Annotated in this window: 13 protein-coding genes and 2 tRNA genes; 6 read left to right on the forward strand and 9 right to left on the reverse strand. The window is 68.5% G+C overall.

All coding sequences use genetic code 11. The features are described from left to right. Positions 1-7: 7 nt before the first annotated feature. The gene (gene leuC, locus DIZ26_RS02205) at positions 8-1,432 is read right to left on the reverse strand and encodes a 3-isopropylmalate dehydratase large subunit (RefSeq protein ID WP_112237094.1); all 1,425 of its coding nucleotides are present in this window, start codon (positions 1,430-1,432) and stop codon (positions 8-10) included. 110 nt (positions 1,433-1,542) lie between these two features. Between leuC and DIZ26_RS02210 the strand changes: the two genes are divergently transcribed. After that, positions 1,543-2,262 (forward strand): IclR family transcriptional regulator, encoded by a 720-nt coding sequence (locus DIZ26_RS02210; protein WP_012922430.1) that lies wholly within the window; start codon positions 1,543-1,545, stop codon positions 2,260-2,262. 148 nt (positions 2,263-2,410) lie between these two features. Here DIZ26_RS02210 and DIZ26_RS02215 read toward each other — a convergent pair. The 5 genes from DIZ26_RS02215 to DIZ26_RS02235 form a co-directional block, all read right to left on the reverse strand. Continuing rightward, positions 2,411-2,486 (reverse strand) — tRNA-Glu (locus DIZ26_RS02215). Between the two features lie 81 nt (positions 2,487-2,567). Next, positions 2,568-2,639, reverse strand: a tRNA-Gln gene (locus DIZ26_RS02220). A 115-nt stretch (positions 2,640-2,754) separates the two neighbouring features. Further along, a complete protein-coding gene (locus DIZ26_RS02225; RefSeq protein ID WP_112237096.1) occupies positions 2,755-3,708 on the reverse strand; it encodes a CPBP family intramembrane glutamic endopeptidase in 954 nt (317 codons plus the stop codon). Between the two features lie 4 nt (positions 3,709-3,712). After that, complete coding sequence (gltX, locus tag DIZ26_RS02230) at positions 3,713-5,251, reverse strand: glutamate--tRNA ligase (protein ID WP_112237098.1); 1,539 nt, start codon at positions 5,249-5,251, stop codon at positions 3,713-3,715. After that, positions 5,244-6,032, reverse strand: a complete 789-nt coding sequence (locus DIZ26_RS02235) for a fumarylacetoacetate hydrolase family protein (protein ID WP_112237100.1) — start codon at positions 6,030-6,032, stop codon at positions 5,244-5,246. The genes gltX and DIZ26_RS02235 overlap by 8 nt, the downstream gene beginning before the upstream one ends. 76 nt (positions 6,033-6,108) lie before the next feature. Here DIZ26_RS02235 and DIZ26_RS02240 point away from each other — a divergent pair, with 76 nt between their 5' ends. The 3 genes from DIZ26_RS02240 to DIZ26_RS02250 are packed head-to-tail and all read left to right on the forward strand — an operon-like array spanning position 6,109 to position 10,720. Continuing rightward, positions 6,109-6,609, forward strand: a complete 501-nt coding sequence (locus DIZ26_RS02240; protein ID WP_112237102.1) for a GNAT family N-acetyltransferase — start codon at positions 6,109-6,111, stop codon at positions 6,607-6,609. Continuing rightward, entirely contained in the window at positions 6,606-7,493 is an 888-nt protein-coding gene (locus tag DIZ26_RS02245) for a 3-methyladenine DNA glycosylase (protein WP_232828091.1), read from the forward strand. The genes DIZ26_RS02240 and DIZ26_RS02245 overlap by 4 nt, the downstream gene beginning before the upstream one ends. 2 nt (positions 7,494-7,495) lie before the next feature. After that, positions 7,496-10,720 (forward strand): P-loop NTPase fold protein, encoded by a 3,225-nt coding sequence (locus tag DIZ26_RS02250; RefSeq protein WP_112237104.1) that lies wholly within the window; start codon positions 7,496-7,498, stop codon positions 10,718-10,720. Positions 10,721-10,830: 110 nt separating this feature from the next. Here DIZ26_RS02250 and DIZ26_RS02255 read toward each other — a convergent pair whose 3' ends face one another. Further along, positions 10,831-11,415, reverse strand: coding sequence for a DEAD/DEAH box helicase family protein (locus DIZ26_RS02255; RefSeq protein ID WP_112237106.1), 585 nt, complete (start codon positions 11,413-11,415; stop codon positions 10,831-10,833). A 92-nt stretch (positions 11,416-11,507) separates the two neighbouring features. Next, a complete protein-coding gene (locus DIZ26_RS02260) occupies positions 11,508-12,710 on the reverse strand; it encodes a VOC family protein (RefSeq protein WP_112237222.1) in 1,203 nt (400 codons plus the stop codon). 112 nt (positions 12,711-12,822) lie between these two features. Between DIZ26_RS02260 and DIZ26_RS02265 the strand changes: the two genes are divergently transcribed. Beyond that, complete coding sequence (locus tag DIZ26_RS02265; protein WP_232828092.1) at positions 12,823-14,103, forward strand: Fic family protein; 1,281 nt, start codon at positions 12,823-12,825, stop codon at positions 14,101-14,103. Between the two features lie 77 nt (positions 14,104-14,180). After that, a complete protein-coding gene (locus tag DIZ26_RS02270; protein ID WP_112237108.1) occupies positions 14,181-14,762 on the forward strand; it encodes a DinB family protein in 582 nt (193 codons plus the stop codon). Positions 14,763-15,327: 565 nt separating this feature from the next. Here the strand turns inward: DIZ26_RS02270 and DIZ26_RS02275 are convergent. Further along, entirely contained in the window at positions 15,328-16,434 is a 1,107-nt protein-coding gene (locus DIZ26_RS02275) for a serine hydrolase domain-containing protein (protein WP_112237110.1), read from the reverse strand. Between the last annotated feature and the right edge of the window lie 20 nt (positions 16,435-16,454).

Raw genomic sequence — 16,454 nt, forward strand, 5'->3', positions numbered from 1 at the left:
TTTGTCCTCAGACGTTCTCGGGTACGGCGACCGGCTGCAGATCCGCGGGAGCGGCCAGCGTTCCGGTGACGGCGGTGGCGGCGGCAACCAGCGGCGAGACCAGGTGCGTCCGGCCGCCCTTGCCCTGGCGTCCTTCGAAGTTCCGGTTCGACGTCGAGGCGCTGCGCTCGCCCGGCGCCAGCTGGTCCGGGTTCATGCCCAGGCACATCGAGCAGCCCGCGCCACGCCATTCGGCCCCGGCGTCCTTGAAGATCCGGTCCAGCCCTTCGGCCTCGGCCTGCAGGCGGACCCGGCCCGAGCCCGGTACGACGAGCATTCGGGTGCCCTCGGCAACCTTCCGGCCGGCCAGTACGCCGGCGGCCGCGCGCAGGTCCTCGATCCGGCCGTTCGTGCACGAGCCCAGGAAGACGGTGTCCACCTTGACCTCGCGCAACGGCGTACCGGCGGTGAGGCCCATGTACTCCAGGGCGCGCTCGGCGGCGATCCGGTCGTTCTCGTTGTCGAAGACGTCCGGAGACGGGACGTTCGCGGACAGCGGCACGCCCTGACCCGGGTTGGTCCCCCAGGTGACGAACGGGGCGATGTCCTCGGCCCGCAGTACGACCTCCTTGTCGAAGGTCGCGTCCTCGTCGGTCGCCAGGCTCTTCCAGTAATCGACGGCGGCTTCCCAGTCGAGGCCCTGCGGCGCGTGCGGCTTGTCCTTCAGGTAGGCGAACGTCGTCTCGTCCGGCGCGATCATGCCGGCCTTGGCGCCCCACTCGATCGACATGTTGCAGATCGTCATCCGAGCTTCCATCGTCAGCGCGCGGATAGCCTCGCCGCGGTACTCGACGATGTAGCCCTGGCCGCCGCCGGTGCCGACCTGCGCGATCAGCGCTAGCACCAGGTCCTTGGCGGAGACGCCGTCGGGCAGTACGCCGTCGACGGTGACCGCCATCGTCTTCGGCCGCGCCTGCATCAGCGTCTGGGTGGCGAGCACGTGCTCGACCTCGCTGGTACCGATGCCGAAGGCAATCGCACCGAACGCGCCGTGGGTGGAGGTGTGGCTGTCACCACAGACCACCGTCATCCCGGGCTGGGTCAGGCCGAGCTGCGGGCCGATGACGTGGACGACGCCCTGGTCGGGGTCGCCGAGGGTGTGGATCCGGATCCCGAACTCCTCGGCGTTCTTGCGCAGGGTGTCCACCTGCGTCCGCGAGACCGGGTCGGCGATCGGCTTGTCGACGTCGAAGGTCGGGACGTTGTGGTCCTCGGTGGCGATCGTCAGGTCCGGGCGGCGAACCGGCCGGCCGGCCAGCCGGAGGCCGTCGAAGGCCTGCGGGCTGGTCACCTCGTGCACCAGGTGAAGATCGATGTAGAGGAGGTCGGGCTCTCCGTCGGCATGGCGCACGACATGCGCATCCCAGACCTTTTCCGACAACGTCCTACCCATCAGACTTCTCCTTAGAGGTTTGCTGGTTGTGTGCCGCAACTGTCACAGTGCTCCGGCGATGGCCGGTTTTGCGACTTGCGTTCCACGATTCGAGACGGCAATATCGTCTCATGGACAACTCTAGCGGAGTCGGCGTTCTCGACAAAGCAGCTCTCGTTCTGTCCGCCCTCGAGTCCGGACCGGCGACCCTGGCCGGCCTCGTGGCGGCCACGGGACTGGCCCGGCCCACGGCTCACCGGCTCGCGGTCGCGCTCGAACACCACCGGCTGGTGGGGCGCGACATGCAAGGACGGTTCGTGCTCGGGCCGCGACTGAGCGAGTTGGCCTCCGCGGCCGGTGAGGACCGGCTGCTGGCGACAGCCGGCCCGGTGCTGGCGCGACTGCGCGACATCACTGGCGAATCGGCCCAGCTGTTCCGGCGCCAGGGCGAGTACCGGGTCTGCGTCGCGGCCGCCGAGCGTCCGTCCGGTCTGCGTGACACGGTTCCGGTCGGCAGCCAGTTGACGATGGCCGCCGGGTCGGCCGCTCAAATACTGCTTGCCTGGGAGGACCCGGAGCGCATGCACCGCGGCCTCCACAACGCGACCTTCAACGCGGCGGCGCTGGCCGGCGTACGGCGCCGTGGCTGGGCCCACTCGGTCGGCGAACGCGAGCAGGGCGTCGCCTCCGTCTCGGCCCCGGTCCGGTCCCCCTCCGGCAAGGTGATCGCCGCCGTCTCGGTCTCCGGCCCGATCGAACGCCTCTCCCGCCAGCCCGGCCGCATGCACGCCCCCGCCGTCATGGCCGCCGCCGAACGCCTCTCCGAAGCCCTCCGCCGAGCCTCGGAGTAACGCCCGTACGCCGATCAAGAGCCCGCCGCACCTTCCGCGACGGGCTCTTGTCGTTCGTCGGCAGATCCCCCGCCTCGAAGAGCTTCCAGGCCGAGACACCCGGGGACAAACAACAGCGCCCTCCACCGGTGGTGGAGGGCGCTTTCTCTGGTAGCCCCGACGGGATTCGAACCCGCGCTACCGCCTTGAGAGGGCGGCGTGCTAGGCCGCTACACAACGGGGCCAGAGGGTTGTCACTCGGTCTTTTCGGACCGGGCAACGAGGAAGGACTCTACCGATTTTCATCGGCCGGGTCCAATCGCTCGCTGGGGTACTAGGACTCGAACCTAGACTAACTGAACCAGAATCAGACGGGCTGCCAATTACCCCATACCCCAAGGCATTTCACCCGGTTGAGAGTTTGTTTCCGCCCTCACAACCTGGCCCGCTGAGCCTACCCGAGCAAGCCGCCAGACACCAAAACGGGGTCGGCCTCAGCGGTTGTCACTCCCGTCACACCAGCCTCGTGCCCGGTCCGATCGGGGGTGAGACGAGGGGGAGGTCGCAGGTGGTTGCCAGCTTTTGGCGGCGGGCCAGCAGCACGGCCACGACGCCGAAGGCGACGAACTTCACCACGTCGAGTACGACCAGCGACCAGGGCGCGTCCTTGGCTCCCAGGCTGTCGCCGACGGTGTCGGTCAATGCCGCATAGATGAACGTCACAACGTTGTTCGCCGCGTGTGCCGCGATCGACGCTTCCAGCCCGCCGGTCCGTACGGCGAGCAGGCCGGCCACCACGCCGAAGGCGAACCGGTCGAGGAACAACGCCGGGCTCTCCCATGGCCAGATCCCGTGCGCCATCGTGAAGATCACCGCGGTCGTCAGCACGGCGACGATCGGACTCCGCGCCAGTGCACCGACGGTCTGCATCAGGTAGCCACGGAAGAAGTACTCCTCCCCCGCCGCCTGCAACGACGACGTCAGCAACGCCACCGTGATCACCCCGGCCGCGTCCTTCGCGGCGCCGCCGTGCCCCGATCCCAGGACGTCGACGCCGCCGAGATCGACGACGAGGAGCGCGACCAGTTCCAGCGCGACCGCGGCGGCCCCGAACCACATCAGCGGCCGCCAGCGGATCCGGCCTTCCACCGAGGACAGCAGCCCCGGTGCCTGGCGGTTCAGCTTGGTCGCCACCAGCATGCAGAGCGGGATCAGCACGATCAGCGACAGGTTCGTCGCGAGCAGCCCGAGCCACGAGACCGTGCCCGCGGGGTCCTTCCGGATCGACTGCTGGATGCTGAGGATGACCAGCGAAGCGAACATCCAGCCGGCCAGCACCGTGAACGCGCCGAGCAGCACGGTCCACGACTGGGTGACCTGGTTGCGCAGCAGCCGGTGGTACGGCAGCGGACTCGCGTCCCGGACATCGGCGGTCGCCCCGGGACGCGGCGTCGCGTCGTACGGCATCAGGTCAGTCCGTGGCGACGGCCGCCCGGGCCGACGCGATCCTGCTGAGCGACCGGTCCCGGCCGAGCAGCTCCAGCGATTCGAACAGCGGCGGTGAGATCCGGCGACCGGAGATCGCCACCCGCACCGGGCCGAACGCGTTCTTCGGCTTCAGCCCGAGCCCGTCGATCAGCGACGCGCGCAGCGCCTGCTCGATCGCCTCGGTGGACCACTCGGACACCTCCTCGAGCGCCTTCGAGGTGGCCTCCAGTACTACGCCGGCGTCGCCGGTCAGCACCTTCGCGCCCGCGTCCGGGTCGATCGAGAACGCCGACTCGTCCACGAACAGGAAGCTGAGCATGTCGACGGACTCCGACAGCGTGTTCATCCGCTCCTGCACCAACGGCACCGCGGCATCCAGTACTGCGCGCTGCTCGGCACTCGGCTCGGCCGGGAGCACCCCGGCCTTGGCCAGGTACGGAACGACTCGCTCGGCGAACTCGGCCGGCGCCAGCAGCCGCATGTGGGAGGCGTTGATCGCCTCGCACTTCTTCGGGTCGAACCGGGCGGCGTTGGCGTTCACCCGGCGGATGTCGAACGCCTTGATCATCTCGTCCATGGTGAACACGTCGCGGTCGTCACCGATCGACCAGCCGAGCAGCGCCAGGTAGTTCAGCAGCCCCTCGGGCAGGAAGCCGCGCTCCATGTACTCGCCGAGGCTGGAGCTCGGGTCGCGCTTGGACAGCTTCTTGTTGCCCTCGCCCATCACGAACGGCAGGTGCCCGAACCTCGGCGTACGGCCCGGGCCGATGCCGATCTCGGCCAGCGCCTCGTAGAGCGCGATCTGCCGCGGCGTCGACGACAGCAGGTCCTCGCCACGCAGTACGTGCGTGATCTCCATCAGCGCGTCGTCGACCGGGTTCACCAGCGGGTAGAGCGGGTGGCCGTTCGCCCGGACCAGCACGTAGTCGCCGAGGTTCTCCGGCAGGAAGGTGATCTCGCCACGGACCAGGTCGTCGAACGTGATCGGCCGGTCCGGCATGCGCAGCCGTACGACGGGACGCCGGCCCTCGTCGATGTAGGCCTGGACCTGCTCGGGGGTCAGCGCGCGGCAGTGACCGTCGTACCCGCTGTGCTGGCCGGCGGAACGAGCGGCCTCGCGGCGCTGGTCGAGCTCCTCCTGGGAGCAGTAACAGTGGTACGCCTTGCCGGCGGCGAGCAGCTTCGCCACGACATCCGCGTAGATGTCCATCCGCTCGGACTGCCGGTACGGGCCGTAGGCGCCGCCGACCTCGGGGCCTTCGTCCCAGTCGATGTTCAGCCAGCGCAGCGAGTCGAGGGTGAACTGCATGCCCTCCGGGGTGTTCCGGGCGGTGTCGGTGTCCTCGATCCGCAGCACGAGCTTGCCGCCGAAGTGCCGGGCGAACGCCCACGCGAACAGCGCGGTACGGATGTTGCCGACGTGCAGCAGGCCTGTCGGTGAAGGCGCGAAGCGGAGGCGCACCTGCTCGGGTGCCAGGCCGCCGAGCACGTCGTCGTCGTTCGGGGCAGGCTTGTCAGTCACGCACGATCACCTTGTTCGTCAGAGTTCCGAGTCCTTCGATGCTGACCGCGACCTCGTCGCCGGGCAGCATCGGGCCGACGCCCGCGGGGGTGCCGGTGAGCACCACGTCGCCGGGCAGCAACGTGGTGAAAGAGGTGATGTAGGCCAGCACCTCGGGGATGTCGAAGATGAACTGCGAGGTCCGGCCGTCCTGCTTGGGCTCACCGTTCAGCGTCGTGGTCACCTGCAGATCGGACACGTCGAGCTCGGTGCTGATCCACGGCCCGAGCGGGCAGAACGTGTCGTACCCCTTCGCGCGGGCCCACTGGCCGTCGCTCTTCTGCAGGTCGCGCGCGGTCACGTCGTTGGCGACGGTGTAGCCGAAGATGACCTCGTTGACGCGTTCCTTCGGCAGGTCGCGGCAGATCCGGCCGATCACGATCGCCAGCTCGCCCTCGAAGTGCAGGTCGTTGGTCTGCTCGGGATAGACGATGCCGTCCCGCGGGCCGATCACACTCGTGTTCGGCTTCAGAAAGATCAGTGGTTCCTTCGGTACCTCGTTGCCGAGTTCGGCGGCGTGCGCTGCGTAGTTCCGCCCGACGCAGACCACCTTGCTGCGCGGGATCACCGGCGCCAGCAGCCGGACGTCCGCCAGTTGCAGTTGTTCGCCGGTGAACTGGACGGGCCGGTACAGCGGGTCCGAGTCGAGCACGGCGACAGTGCCGACGAGCCCCTCGGGGTCGTCGGTCTCGACGACGCCGTACTTCGGCTCGTCGTCGACGGAGAATCTGGCGATACGCACGGGTTGTAGCCTTCGCGGTGTTCCGGGAATGATTGGGCCCGAGCCTACCGCCGGGCCGGGGTGAGACAGTTATCCGGTGACGCCCGACTCCCCTATCGCCATCCGCCTGGCCGTGCCCACCGAGTACGACGCGGTCGGTGAGCTGACCGCCTCGGCCTACCAGAGCGACGGCTTCATCCCGGCGGGCTCCGACTACGGCCGGACCCTGCGCTCGGCCGCCGACCGCGCCGCCAAGGCGGAACTCTGGGTCGCGGCTACGGCCACGGAACTGTTGGGAACGGTCACGTTCTGTCCCGTCGGCTCCGTCTACCGCGAGATCGGCCGCGACGACGAGGGGGAGTTCCGGATGCTCGGCGTCTCCCCCGCAGCCCGCGGCCGCGGCGTCGGGACCGCGCTGACCGAGCACTGCATCCAGCGCTCCCGCGAGCTGGGCTTCGCCCGCGTGGTGATGAGCAGCGCCCGGCCGATGACGACCGCCCACCGGATCTACGAACGCCTCGGCTTCACCCGTCTCCCCGAACGCGACTGGTCGCCCCGCCCCGGAGTCGATCTGTACGCCTTCACCCTGGACCTGTGACCGCGAGTCCCGGCCTGACAGCGCCGCGCACCCTCGAGCCCGCCGAGTGGGAGCCCTTGCAGGCGGCCCACTTCGAGCGGGTCGACGCCCTGCTCGCCGGTCATCTGGCGCGCAGGCAACGCCGCGAGAAGCACCCGGTGGAGGACTTCCTCTTCACCTACTACCCGACCCGCCCGAACCAACTCCGCTTCTGGCACCCCGGCCCGGGCATCCGGCTCGCCGGCGCCACGCAGTACGAGGGCAGGAAGGGCTACCGGTACGCCGAGGGGGCGGCCGGCCTGGATCCTGCGGAGATCGCTCGTCGCGCGGACTCGATCAGCTGGATCGGTCAGTTGCTCTCGGCAACCGCCGGCCGGCAGCCTCAGTTCGGCTGCTTCGGGCTGCACGAATGGGCGATGGTCTACCGCGGCGAGGAGGTCCGTCACGACGCCTGGCCGCTCCGTCTGGGTGCTGAGGGCACCGATCGCGTCGTCGAGTCGCACAAGATCGCCTGCTCGCACTACGACGCGTTCCGATTCTTCACCACGCCCGCGCGCCCGTTGAACGTCCTGCAACCCACCCGTGAGCTGCAGCCCGCGTTGGAGCAGGGCGGTTGCCTGCACGCCAACATGGACCTCTACAAGTGGGCAACGAAGCTGATGCCCTTCACGCCCAGCAGTTTGGTCCTCGACTGCTTCGAACTCGCCCGCGACATCCGCACCCTCGACATGCGCGCCTCCCCCTACGACTTCACCGCGCTCGGCTACACCCCGATCGAGATCGAGACCCCCACCGGCAAAGCGTCGTACGCCGCGGCGCAACGCGCCTTCGCTGACCGCGCCCGTCCCCTCCGCCACCAACTCGCAGAACTCTGCACAGAACTGCTGGCGACTGTCATCATCTGAGCATGCCGGAGGACGCCGTACCGTTCGACCCGAACCTGACTCCCCGCCTGATCCAGCGCGACATCGAACAGTCGGGGTCACCGTCGGCCGGAGCGTGGGGTGTCTGGGGAAGTTTCCAAGGTCGGCCGGCCCTCATCACGAATGGCGGGGCGGGCACGGCGACTGTCTGGTTGGCACTCCGTGACGCGGCGCCGTTCGGTTCCCCCAACTCATTGCAGATCGGATCCGCCCCAAGCGCTCCGAGCAGCCCGGCCAGTCCGGACAGTTCGGGCAGTTCGGGCAGTCAGAGCAGTTCGAGCACCTCGAGCGCTGACCAGCAGCGGGATTCGTTCCAGAGCCGGATGGACTGGGCCACCTGGAGTGAGGCCCACGGGCTCATCGCCGGCGGCGCGGCCGGCCGGGACGAGCGCCCGGCGCTGTGGGGCTGGAGACCGGAAGACGACGCTTTCCGGCCTTTCGGTACCGCGGAGCTGGATGTTCAGTGGTGGGGATCCTGGGGTGAGCTGGACGGCCGGGCCGTGCTGGCCACCGGCGGTATGGGCGGCGTGGTTCATCTGTGGGATGCGGTGGACCTCGCGGAGATCGCCGCGTTCGAGGTCAATGACGGCTTGACCACCTGGGGTGCTTGGGGATCGGACAACGGTCAACCGGTGCTGGCGACCGGCGGCCGGTTCGGGGTCCAGCGGTGGCCGGTGCACGCACTGCGAGAGGCGAATTCGAGCTCGGCGACCCAGCTGCCGGACCTCCTGACCGGACCGGAGACGGTGTGGGGAACGTGGGGCACGGTCGGTGGCCAATCGGTGCTGGCCACCGGAGACATCACCGGCGCCGTTCAACTCTTCAACCAGCGAACACTTCAGCGGACGTCGCTGGACCTCGGTTCCGCTCAGCAGAGCCAGCGAAGCGGTGGGAAGACGTGGGGCCAGTGGGCTCGGCTCGGCGATACGAGCGTGCTGATCGTCGGCGCCGGATCGGGTGAGGTCTGGTTCTACGATCCGGTGCTCCGGACCACTCGCAGTACCAGCTTGAACCGAGCGGTGACCTGGGGCGTCTGGTCGGTCGTCAACGGCCGGCCGATCCTGGCTACCGCTGACGAGGCGGATCAGGTGCAGTTCTGGGATCTGGTCTGGGAACGAGCTGTGCCTCGGGTGCCGCGGTACAGCTCGGACACCGGCGGTGCGGGTGATCGGCTGAACCGGCTGCACGACGCGGCGGCCTTGGCGGACGTGATCACCGCGCGGTCGGCGCGGCCGCCGCTGGCGGTCGGACTGTTCGGGCAGTGGGGTGACGGGAAGAGCACGTTCCTGGAGATGTTGCACGGGCAGGTGAGTGAGCGGGCTCGCACAGCCGGTACCGCGGACCCGATTGCGCACGGCAACATCCGGCAGGTGCGCTTCAACGCCTGGCACTACGCCGAAGCCGATTTGTGGGCCAGTCTGGTCGCCGAGCTTTTCGCGCAGCTGAGTGACGGGTCGGATCCGGTCCGGGATCAGCGGCAGCGGTCGCGGTTGGCCAGTGAGTTGGTACAGGCCCGCGGGCTGCGGGAGCAACTCGATGCGGCGGAGAAGCGGTTGGCCGAACTCCGGCAAGCCGACGCGGGCACGGATTGGCAGAGCCTGTCTCCGGCCGCGCGCCTTGATCTGCAGGCCGTGCTCGGAGCGGATGCCGAGAAGCTCTACAAGGAAAGCGCCGTCACCTCGTCGACGACCCGACTCACCGGCCGATCGCTGAAGAGGTTGCTGAAGGCAATCTCTTGGCGTGGCTGGTTGACGGCCGCAGCCGGGCTCGCCGCCGCGGTGGTTCTGCTGATCTGGGGTCCGGGTCTGATCCGGTGGCTGGCCGCCGTACCGGTGCTTGTCGGGGTGCTGGCGACGGCCCGGGAAGGTTGGTCGCGGATCAAGTCCGTGCGAGAGTTCGCCGATTCGGCGTGGCAGACCGTACGGCGTATCCGCGACGAGCAGAAGCAGCGGTTGGAGACGGCCGAGGCGGTAGCGGCTGCCGAGGTGGAGGAACTGCGCAAGCGGGTGCAGAACCTCACCTCGGCCGGGCAACTCGCGGGAGTTGTCCAGGAGCGTGCGGGCGCGGCGTCGTACCGGGAGCGGCTCGGTCTGATGACGCAGATCCGGCAGGACTTCGAGCGGATGGCCGAATTGCTGCGGCCCGACGAGGCCGCCTCGAACGACGTACCGGTGGTGGATGCGGCCGGCGACGAGCTTCCGGCGATCGACCGGATCGTCATCTATATCGACGATCTCGACCGGTGTCCGCCCGACCGCGTGATCGACGTACTGGAGGCCGTGCATCTGCTGCTCGCGGTCCGGTTGTTCGTGATCGTGGTGGCGGTCGATCCGCGCTGGCTGCTGCGCTCGCTCGCGAGTCACTACCGCGAGATCTTCGAGGAGGCCGACGACGAGCTTCGGGCGACCACGCCCGCGCAGTACCTGGAGAAGATCTTCCAGATCGTGCTCACGCTGCCCCCGATGGAGCAGGACGGTTACCAGCGGATGATCAGCGATCTGGTCGAGGTACGCGCTCCGGCCGACGAAACCCCGATCACTTCCGTGGCCAACGTGGCCGGCCAGGCCATCGACGATCCGGCGGTGTCCACCGCAGAGGTCTCGCAGTCATGGGAACCTGACCGGCCGCTCGACCTGAGTTCACAGGTCGTCGACCGGGTGGATCCGCTCGCGCTGACGCCCGAGGAGTACAAGCTCATCAATCTGCTCGGGCCGCCGCTGATCTCCGGGCCACGGTCGGTGAAGCGTCTCGCGAACAGCTACGGCCTGTTGATCGCCACGGGTTCTTTGACCGGCGAGCGAACCGACCTGCAGCCTGTGCCGGATCGCGGCGGCTCCGTGGCCCTGCCGTACCGCGCCGGCATGGTGCTGCTCGCGGCCGTGATCGGCTTTCCGATGCTCGGCCCCGATCTCTTTCCTGACCTCCACGCCACAGCGCGCCGCGATCCGCGACTCACGTGGACCGACTATCTCGCCGCGCTCCGCCCAACCGACACCGGCAACCGTCTCGACGCGACGATGGCCCCTGAGCAGGTCCAGCAATGGAACGATCTGCTCGACGCCCTCGCCGAGATCAGCCACCGCGCCGACCTCAACGATCTGCCACTCCCGCAGGAACTCCACCTCTGGGCTCAGTGGGTCATCCCGGTCGGCCGGTTGTCCTTCCCCACCGGCAGCGCGGTGAGCAAACTGTTCAGATCGTCGCTTTGAGAGCGATCCGGCGAGCCTCAGCCAGCGACTTGGCCGACAGACCGCCTCCTCATCCCACGCCGGAGAATCAGTCTCCCCAACTCGGGGGGCAGTGCGATGGGCGCGATTGGTCAGTGCTGCAGATCGAAAGCTTCGACGATTCGCTCGGCTGCCTGTTGTGGGGTGAGGAAGGTGTTGTCGACGCGGACATGATCGTGCCGCTCGATCAGGTCTTCGGCCTTGGTGCGCGGGCCGCCGGTGTTCAGCGTGTAGTCCGCGTCCATCGCGAGCAGGTTGCGCCGGGAGTTCTCGAGATCACGCTTGCTGGCCTTCTGGGTAAGGCGGAACTCGGTGCCGTTGCGGTCGAGCCGCTCCGCCTGGTCGGCGTACAACTCGACCAGCCGCCCCCGGCCGCCCGCACGCTCGACGATCCGGAGGTAGGACGCGACTGTCTCCGTCTCGCCGGCGTCGTTCAGGTCCCACACGTACGTGAACACCAGGCCAGGCAGGTCCGACTCGGCGGCCTCCTCGATCACCCGGCGCCGGAACTCCGAGACCAGCCGCACGAAAGGCGCCGAGCCGAACGGGAAGATCCCGAGCACCGGCTCGATCGTCGTGTGGTTGTGGAACAACTTGAACCCGGTCAGCTCGCACAACGCGTGCCCCACGGTCATTTTCCCGACCGCGGCCGGCCCGAAGACGATCACCAGCTCCATGCGCCCATCGTGACAGCCCACCGCCGTACGCACGAAGGGGTTTTACTCCGCCGGGACCGCCACCAGCGCCGGGGAGGCGGCTGCGGAGCCGGTTAGGCGTCGCCCGGTGTCGAGCCGTCCCCTGGTTCAGTGACGAGCACCAGTTCGTTGCCTTCGGGGTCGGCGAGCAGCCGGCGATCCGCCGACTGGTCGAGGATCCGGCCACCGGCTGCGACGATCGCGGCGAGGCGCGACTGCGCGAGGTCCGACGGCACGGCAAGCTCGAAGTGGATGCGGTTGCGTTGCCGGCGCCGCTCCGCCTCCGAAGCATCGAGCTCTTGGAACACCAGCACCGGGTTCAGGCGCCGCGGATCGTAGATGTCGCTGGCCTCGGCTCGCCGGTCAGGGGCGTATCCCAGTGCGGCGACCCAGAACGCGCGTACCGCCTCGACGTCGGCCGCGTCGAGAAAGAGCTGAACGAAGCGAGGCAGCCCCGGATCCGCAGCGGCCCCGAGCTTGCGGGCGACGCTCTGTACCTTTTCGGCGAGGTCGGCGAAGTCGAGCTCAAGGCCGTGGGCATCGCCCTCCCACTGATCCTTACCGCTGTCGATGATCACGAGCCCGGAGCGCAGGTCGATCAGCAGCGGAAAGCCCGCGTCCTCGGCCAGGGCCGCTGCTGCGGCGGTCAGCTCACGCTGCTGTGCCGGTGAGGGGGTGCGATAGCACGCCATCGCGCTGAACACCGCCTGCCAGTCGGCTGTCTCGGTTCCCTCGCCGAGCGCGCCGCCCGGCACCAGGTCGACCTCGTTGCTGTCCGGGTCGGCGTGACGGACCCCGAACGGTCCCGACGCCTCACCAAGATTCGCCTGCTCGACGGCCGCGGACGGTCGCACCACATCCAGGTGGACGCGGTTTCGTAGCGGTCGCGGCTCGGTCGCCTGCCCGATCCGTACCGCGGGGTCGCGCCGCAACCGATCCACCAAACCGCCGTCGTCCGTAGGCACGTAGTCGAGCGCGCGCTGCCAGAACTGCCTCACCGCGGACGGGTTCGGGGAGTCGAACACGACGTTCAGCGCCTGCAGCACGGCAGGATCCGCGACCAGCCCGAGATCCCGTGCGGCCGCCGACACCGCCTCGGCGTACTCGCCTGAGTCGACGCGCACCCGCAAGCCGGTCGCGCGCAGGTCGACTGCGATGTCCGCCGACAGCTCTCCGATCCGCCCAGCCAGCGCAGCTCCCTCGACCAGCGAAGGCGTGTCGAACCATGCCGTCAGCACGCCATCGACGACCCGCCAGTCCGTTCCGATCTCCGCCATGTTCCGCACTGTATAGCTCATTCCGGACGATCCTCTTCCGGATGGCATTCAGGTCTTGGCCGGCCGCTTGTTCAAGGTTGTCGAATAAACTTGAGTAAGGCACACTCGGGATATGGCTCGGGTGGAACTGCATCGGTGGCCGGGGCATCCGGATGGGTTCACCCGGGCCGAACGGCTGGGCGGGTCGTACGAGTTGTACTTTCCGGATCCGTTGGTGGGACGGGAGTTCGACCTCGACGACGAGGTGCTGGCTGCGCTGGAGGATGCGGCCGGCGATCTCGCGCGGCTGGATGCGACGGCCGCCGTACTGACCAACAGCGAGGCGTTGGCCCGGTTGTTGTTGCGGGCCGAGGCGGTCGGGTCGTCGCAGATCGAGGGACTGGTGGTCGGGGCACGGCGGTTGCTCAAGGCCGAGGTGCTGAGGGACGACGTGCGGCATCACGACGTCACCGCCGACGAGGTGCTCGGCGCGGTGGACGCGATGACCTGGGTGACCGAGTCCGTCCGGACCGGCGACAAACTCGAGGTCGATCACCTGCTCGAAGCACACCGGCGATTGATGGCGCACTCGCCGACCCCGGAGTACGGCGGGGAGGTGCGTTTCCTGCAGAACTGGATCGGCGGCCGCTCTCCCGCCGAGGCGTACTACGTTCCGCCGCCTGCCCAACTGGTGCCCGACCTGCTGGCCGACCTGATGACCTTCGTCCGCGAGTCGCGCCTGCCTGTGCTGGCGAAAGCAGGCATCGCGCACGCCCAGTTCGAGACCATCCACCCCTTTGCCGACGGCAACGGCCGCACCGGTCGAGCCCTGATCCACCTCGTACTGCGAGCGGATGGGCTCGTCGAGCGCAGCGTTCCGCCGGTCTCGTTGTCGCTCGCCACCCACGCCACGCAGTACGTCGAAGCGCTCACCGCCTTCCGGCACACCGGCAGGGCGACGAGTCCACGTGCTCGCAGCGCGGCGAACCAGTGGCTTCTCATGTTCGCCACGGCGTGCAGTCATGCGACCGCCGAGGCGGCTCGCTTCGAGCGCACCGCGGCCGACCTCAAGACCGAATGGCGCGCGCGAGCAGCGCCCGTTCGCGCCGGCTCGGCTGTCGATCTCCTGATCGAGACACTGCCGGCGGCGCCCGTGCTGACCCTTGCCGCAGCGGCCAAGCTGATCGACAGGTCTCAGCAGGCCGCCAATCAGGCTCTCACCCGGCTGACCGAGGCTGCCGTCCTGCGCGAGATCACCGACGGCCGCCGCAACAGGATCTACGAAGCTCCTGAACTGATCGATGCCTTCACCCTCCTCGAACGCCGGTTCGCCAGCCCGGCCGCGGATACCCTGATCGCGGCGCCTAGCAGACCTGTTCCGTCGGTGCCACGACCAACACACCGAGCTGATTGACTTTCCGCGCTTTCTCGATGAACAATTCGAACATACGTTCGAGAGCAGGACCAAATCGGGGAGTGTGGGGATCTGTGATGCCGGAGCCGTTCGACTGGGACATCCTGCAGCGACCATCGGCGATGGCGATGGTGCGCGGGCAGCTCGGCTTCAGCTGGATGGTGTTGTCGGGCCGGCTCGCGGCGCTGACCGACGAGGAGTACTTCTGGCGCCCCAGCAGCGAAGCGCTGACCGTCGTCCGCCGGCAGTACGCCGGCCGGTTCAGATCGCTGGGGTCCGGTGAGTGGGTCGCCCAGTGGCCGGACGAGCCGGATCACCGCGGGCCGCGGACCATCGCCTGGCTGATCGCCCATCTGACCGAGACCTTCTTCGAGCGCTGGGAGTGGACCTTCGGCGCGAGCAGACAAGGCCGGGCCGACATCACCCTGCACGGCAACGCGCAGGACGCGGTCGCCTGGCTCGCGCACTGGGTGGACGCCTGGAGCAACTCGATCGCCGAGCTGGACGAGGACCAGGCGATGACCGTCGGCCTGTCCCAGGCCACCGAGCTCGACGCCGCCGAGCCCTTCGGCCACGTCGTCCTCCGGCTCAACCGCGAACTCATCCACCACGGCTCGGAAATCATGACGCTGCAAGATCTCCACAGCCTCGCCGCCTGACCGAAGGCGCTCCGGGTACGTCGCCGACGGCTGGCCCGTCTTCAACGCCGACTGCAGCACCTTCCGAACCTCGACCAGCTCCGAGCCCTCGCTTGCGTCGTCCGGACCTTGACCAGCTCCGAGCCCTACTTGCGCGGTGCGGACCTTGACCAGCTCCGAGCCCTACTTGCGCGGTGCGGACCTTGACCAGCTCCGAGCCCTACTTGCGCGGTGCGGACCTTGACCAGCTCCGAGCCCTACTTGCGCGGTGCGGACCTTGACCAGCTCCGAGCCCTACTTGCGCGGTGCGGACCTTGACCAGCTCCGAGCCCTACTTGCGCCGTGCGGACCTTGACCAGGTTCGGGGCTCGCTTGCGCCGGCCGCCCACGGGCGACCTCTGATACGCCTGACCGCTGGGGCGACTGCTCCACTCCACCGCCCGGAGAACGCCCCGGCGGTCAGGTCCGCCCGCTCCCACCATTCCCACAGCGACGACCAGCCTGAGGAACTCCCCACGGCGACGACAGCCTCAGGGAATCCCACGGCCGCGACCAGCCTCTGGGAACCCCACGGCCGCGACCAGCCTCAGGAAAGCGACTCGGTGGCCAGATCCCAGACCTGGTCGAAGGCGTTCATCTCGACCGGGTTGAAGCGGTTCTTGGTGACCGCGACGGCCAGTCCGGTGGCGGTGTCCGCGTACGCGGCGCCACCACCGATTCCGACCATGCCGAAGACGCTCGGCGCGACCGGCCGCATCCCGAGCTGGCCGATCGTGTAGCCCAATCCGTACTGCGCGGGTCCGCCCGTCAGTTCGTCGGTGCCACTGGTCGACAGACTCGCAAGCTCCCGCAACCTCGACGAGCTCACCAACCGAACACCGTCCACCTCGCCGAGGAGAGCGGCGTACATCCGCGCCATCGCCCGCGCGGTCACGACTCCCCCGGAAGGAATGTCAGAGCTGGTCAGCTCGACGTTGTTGGCATAGGCGGCATTCGGGAACAGCTCCCGAGGTCCGGACTTGAACAGCGGGAAATCGGCCGGCAGCGAAGCGAACATCGCTGCCCCCGCCGGATCGTCCTCGAAGCGTGCGACCCGGCCCAAGGCCTCGGCCGGTACCCCGAAGAACAGCTCGTCGGCGACCTCCAGCCGCTCACCGATCCCCTCGGCCAGCACTTGCGAGATCGGTTTGCCGGTCGCCCGCCGGACCACCTCGCCGAGAATGAATCCGAACGTCACAGCGTGATAGCCAACCCTCTCACCGGGCATCCACCACGGGGTGGAATCGGCGATCAGCGCGCACATCCCGTCCCAGTCACACAGCTGCTCCAACGTCAGGTCCATCGGCAACGCCGGAACCCCGGCCGAGTGCGTCAGCACGTGCCGCACCGTCGCCCCCTCCTTGCCGTGGACGCCGAACTCGGGCCACAACTCGGTCACCAAGGTGTCGTAACCGAAGACTCCCTCCTCGACCAGCACATGGACAACTGTCGAGGCGACCCCCTTCACCGCAGAGGCGGCGTAGAACAACGTGTCGGACGCCACGGGCCGACCGGTCGAGACATCGGCGACACCGGCCACTGCATCCACGACCAACTCGCCGCGGTGGTAGACCGCAGCCTGTACGCCGTACTCGGCTCCCGACTCGACCAGGCTGTCGATGACAGCCTGAACCCGCTCCTGCAAATCGCTCATTCCGGTTCCTCTCAACCAGC

This window comes from Kribbella monticola (genome assembly GCF_003261635.1).
Taxonomy (GTDB): Bacteria; Actinomycetota; Actinomycetes; order Propionibacteriales; family Kribbellaceae; genus Kribbella; species Kribbella monticola.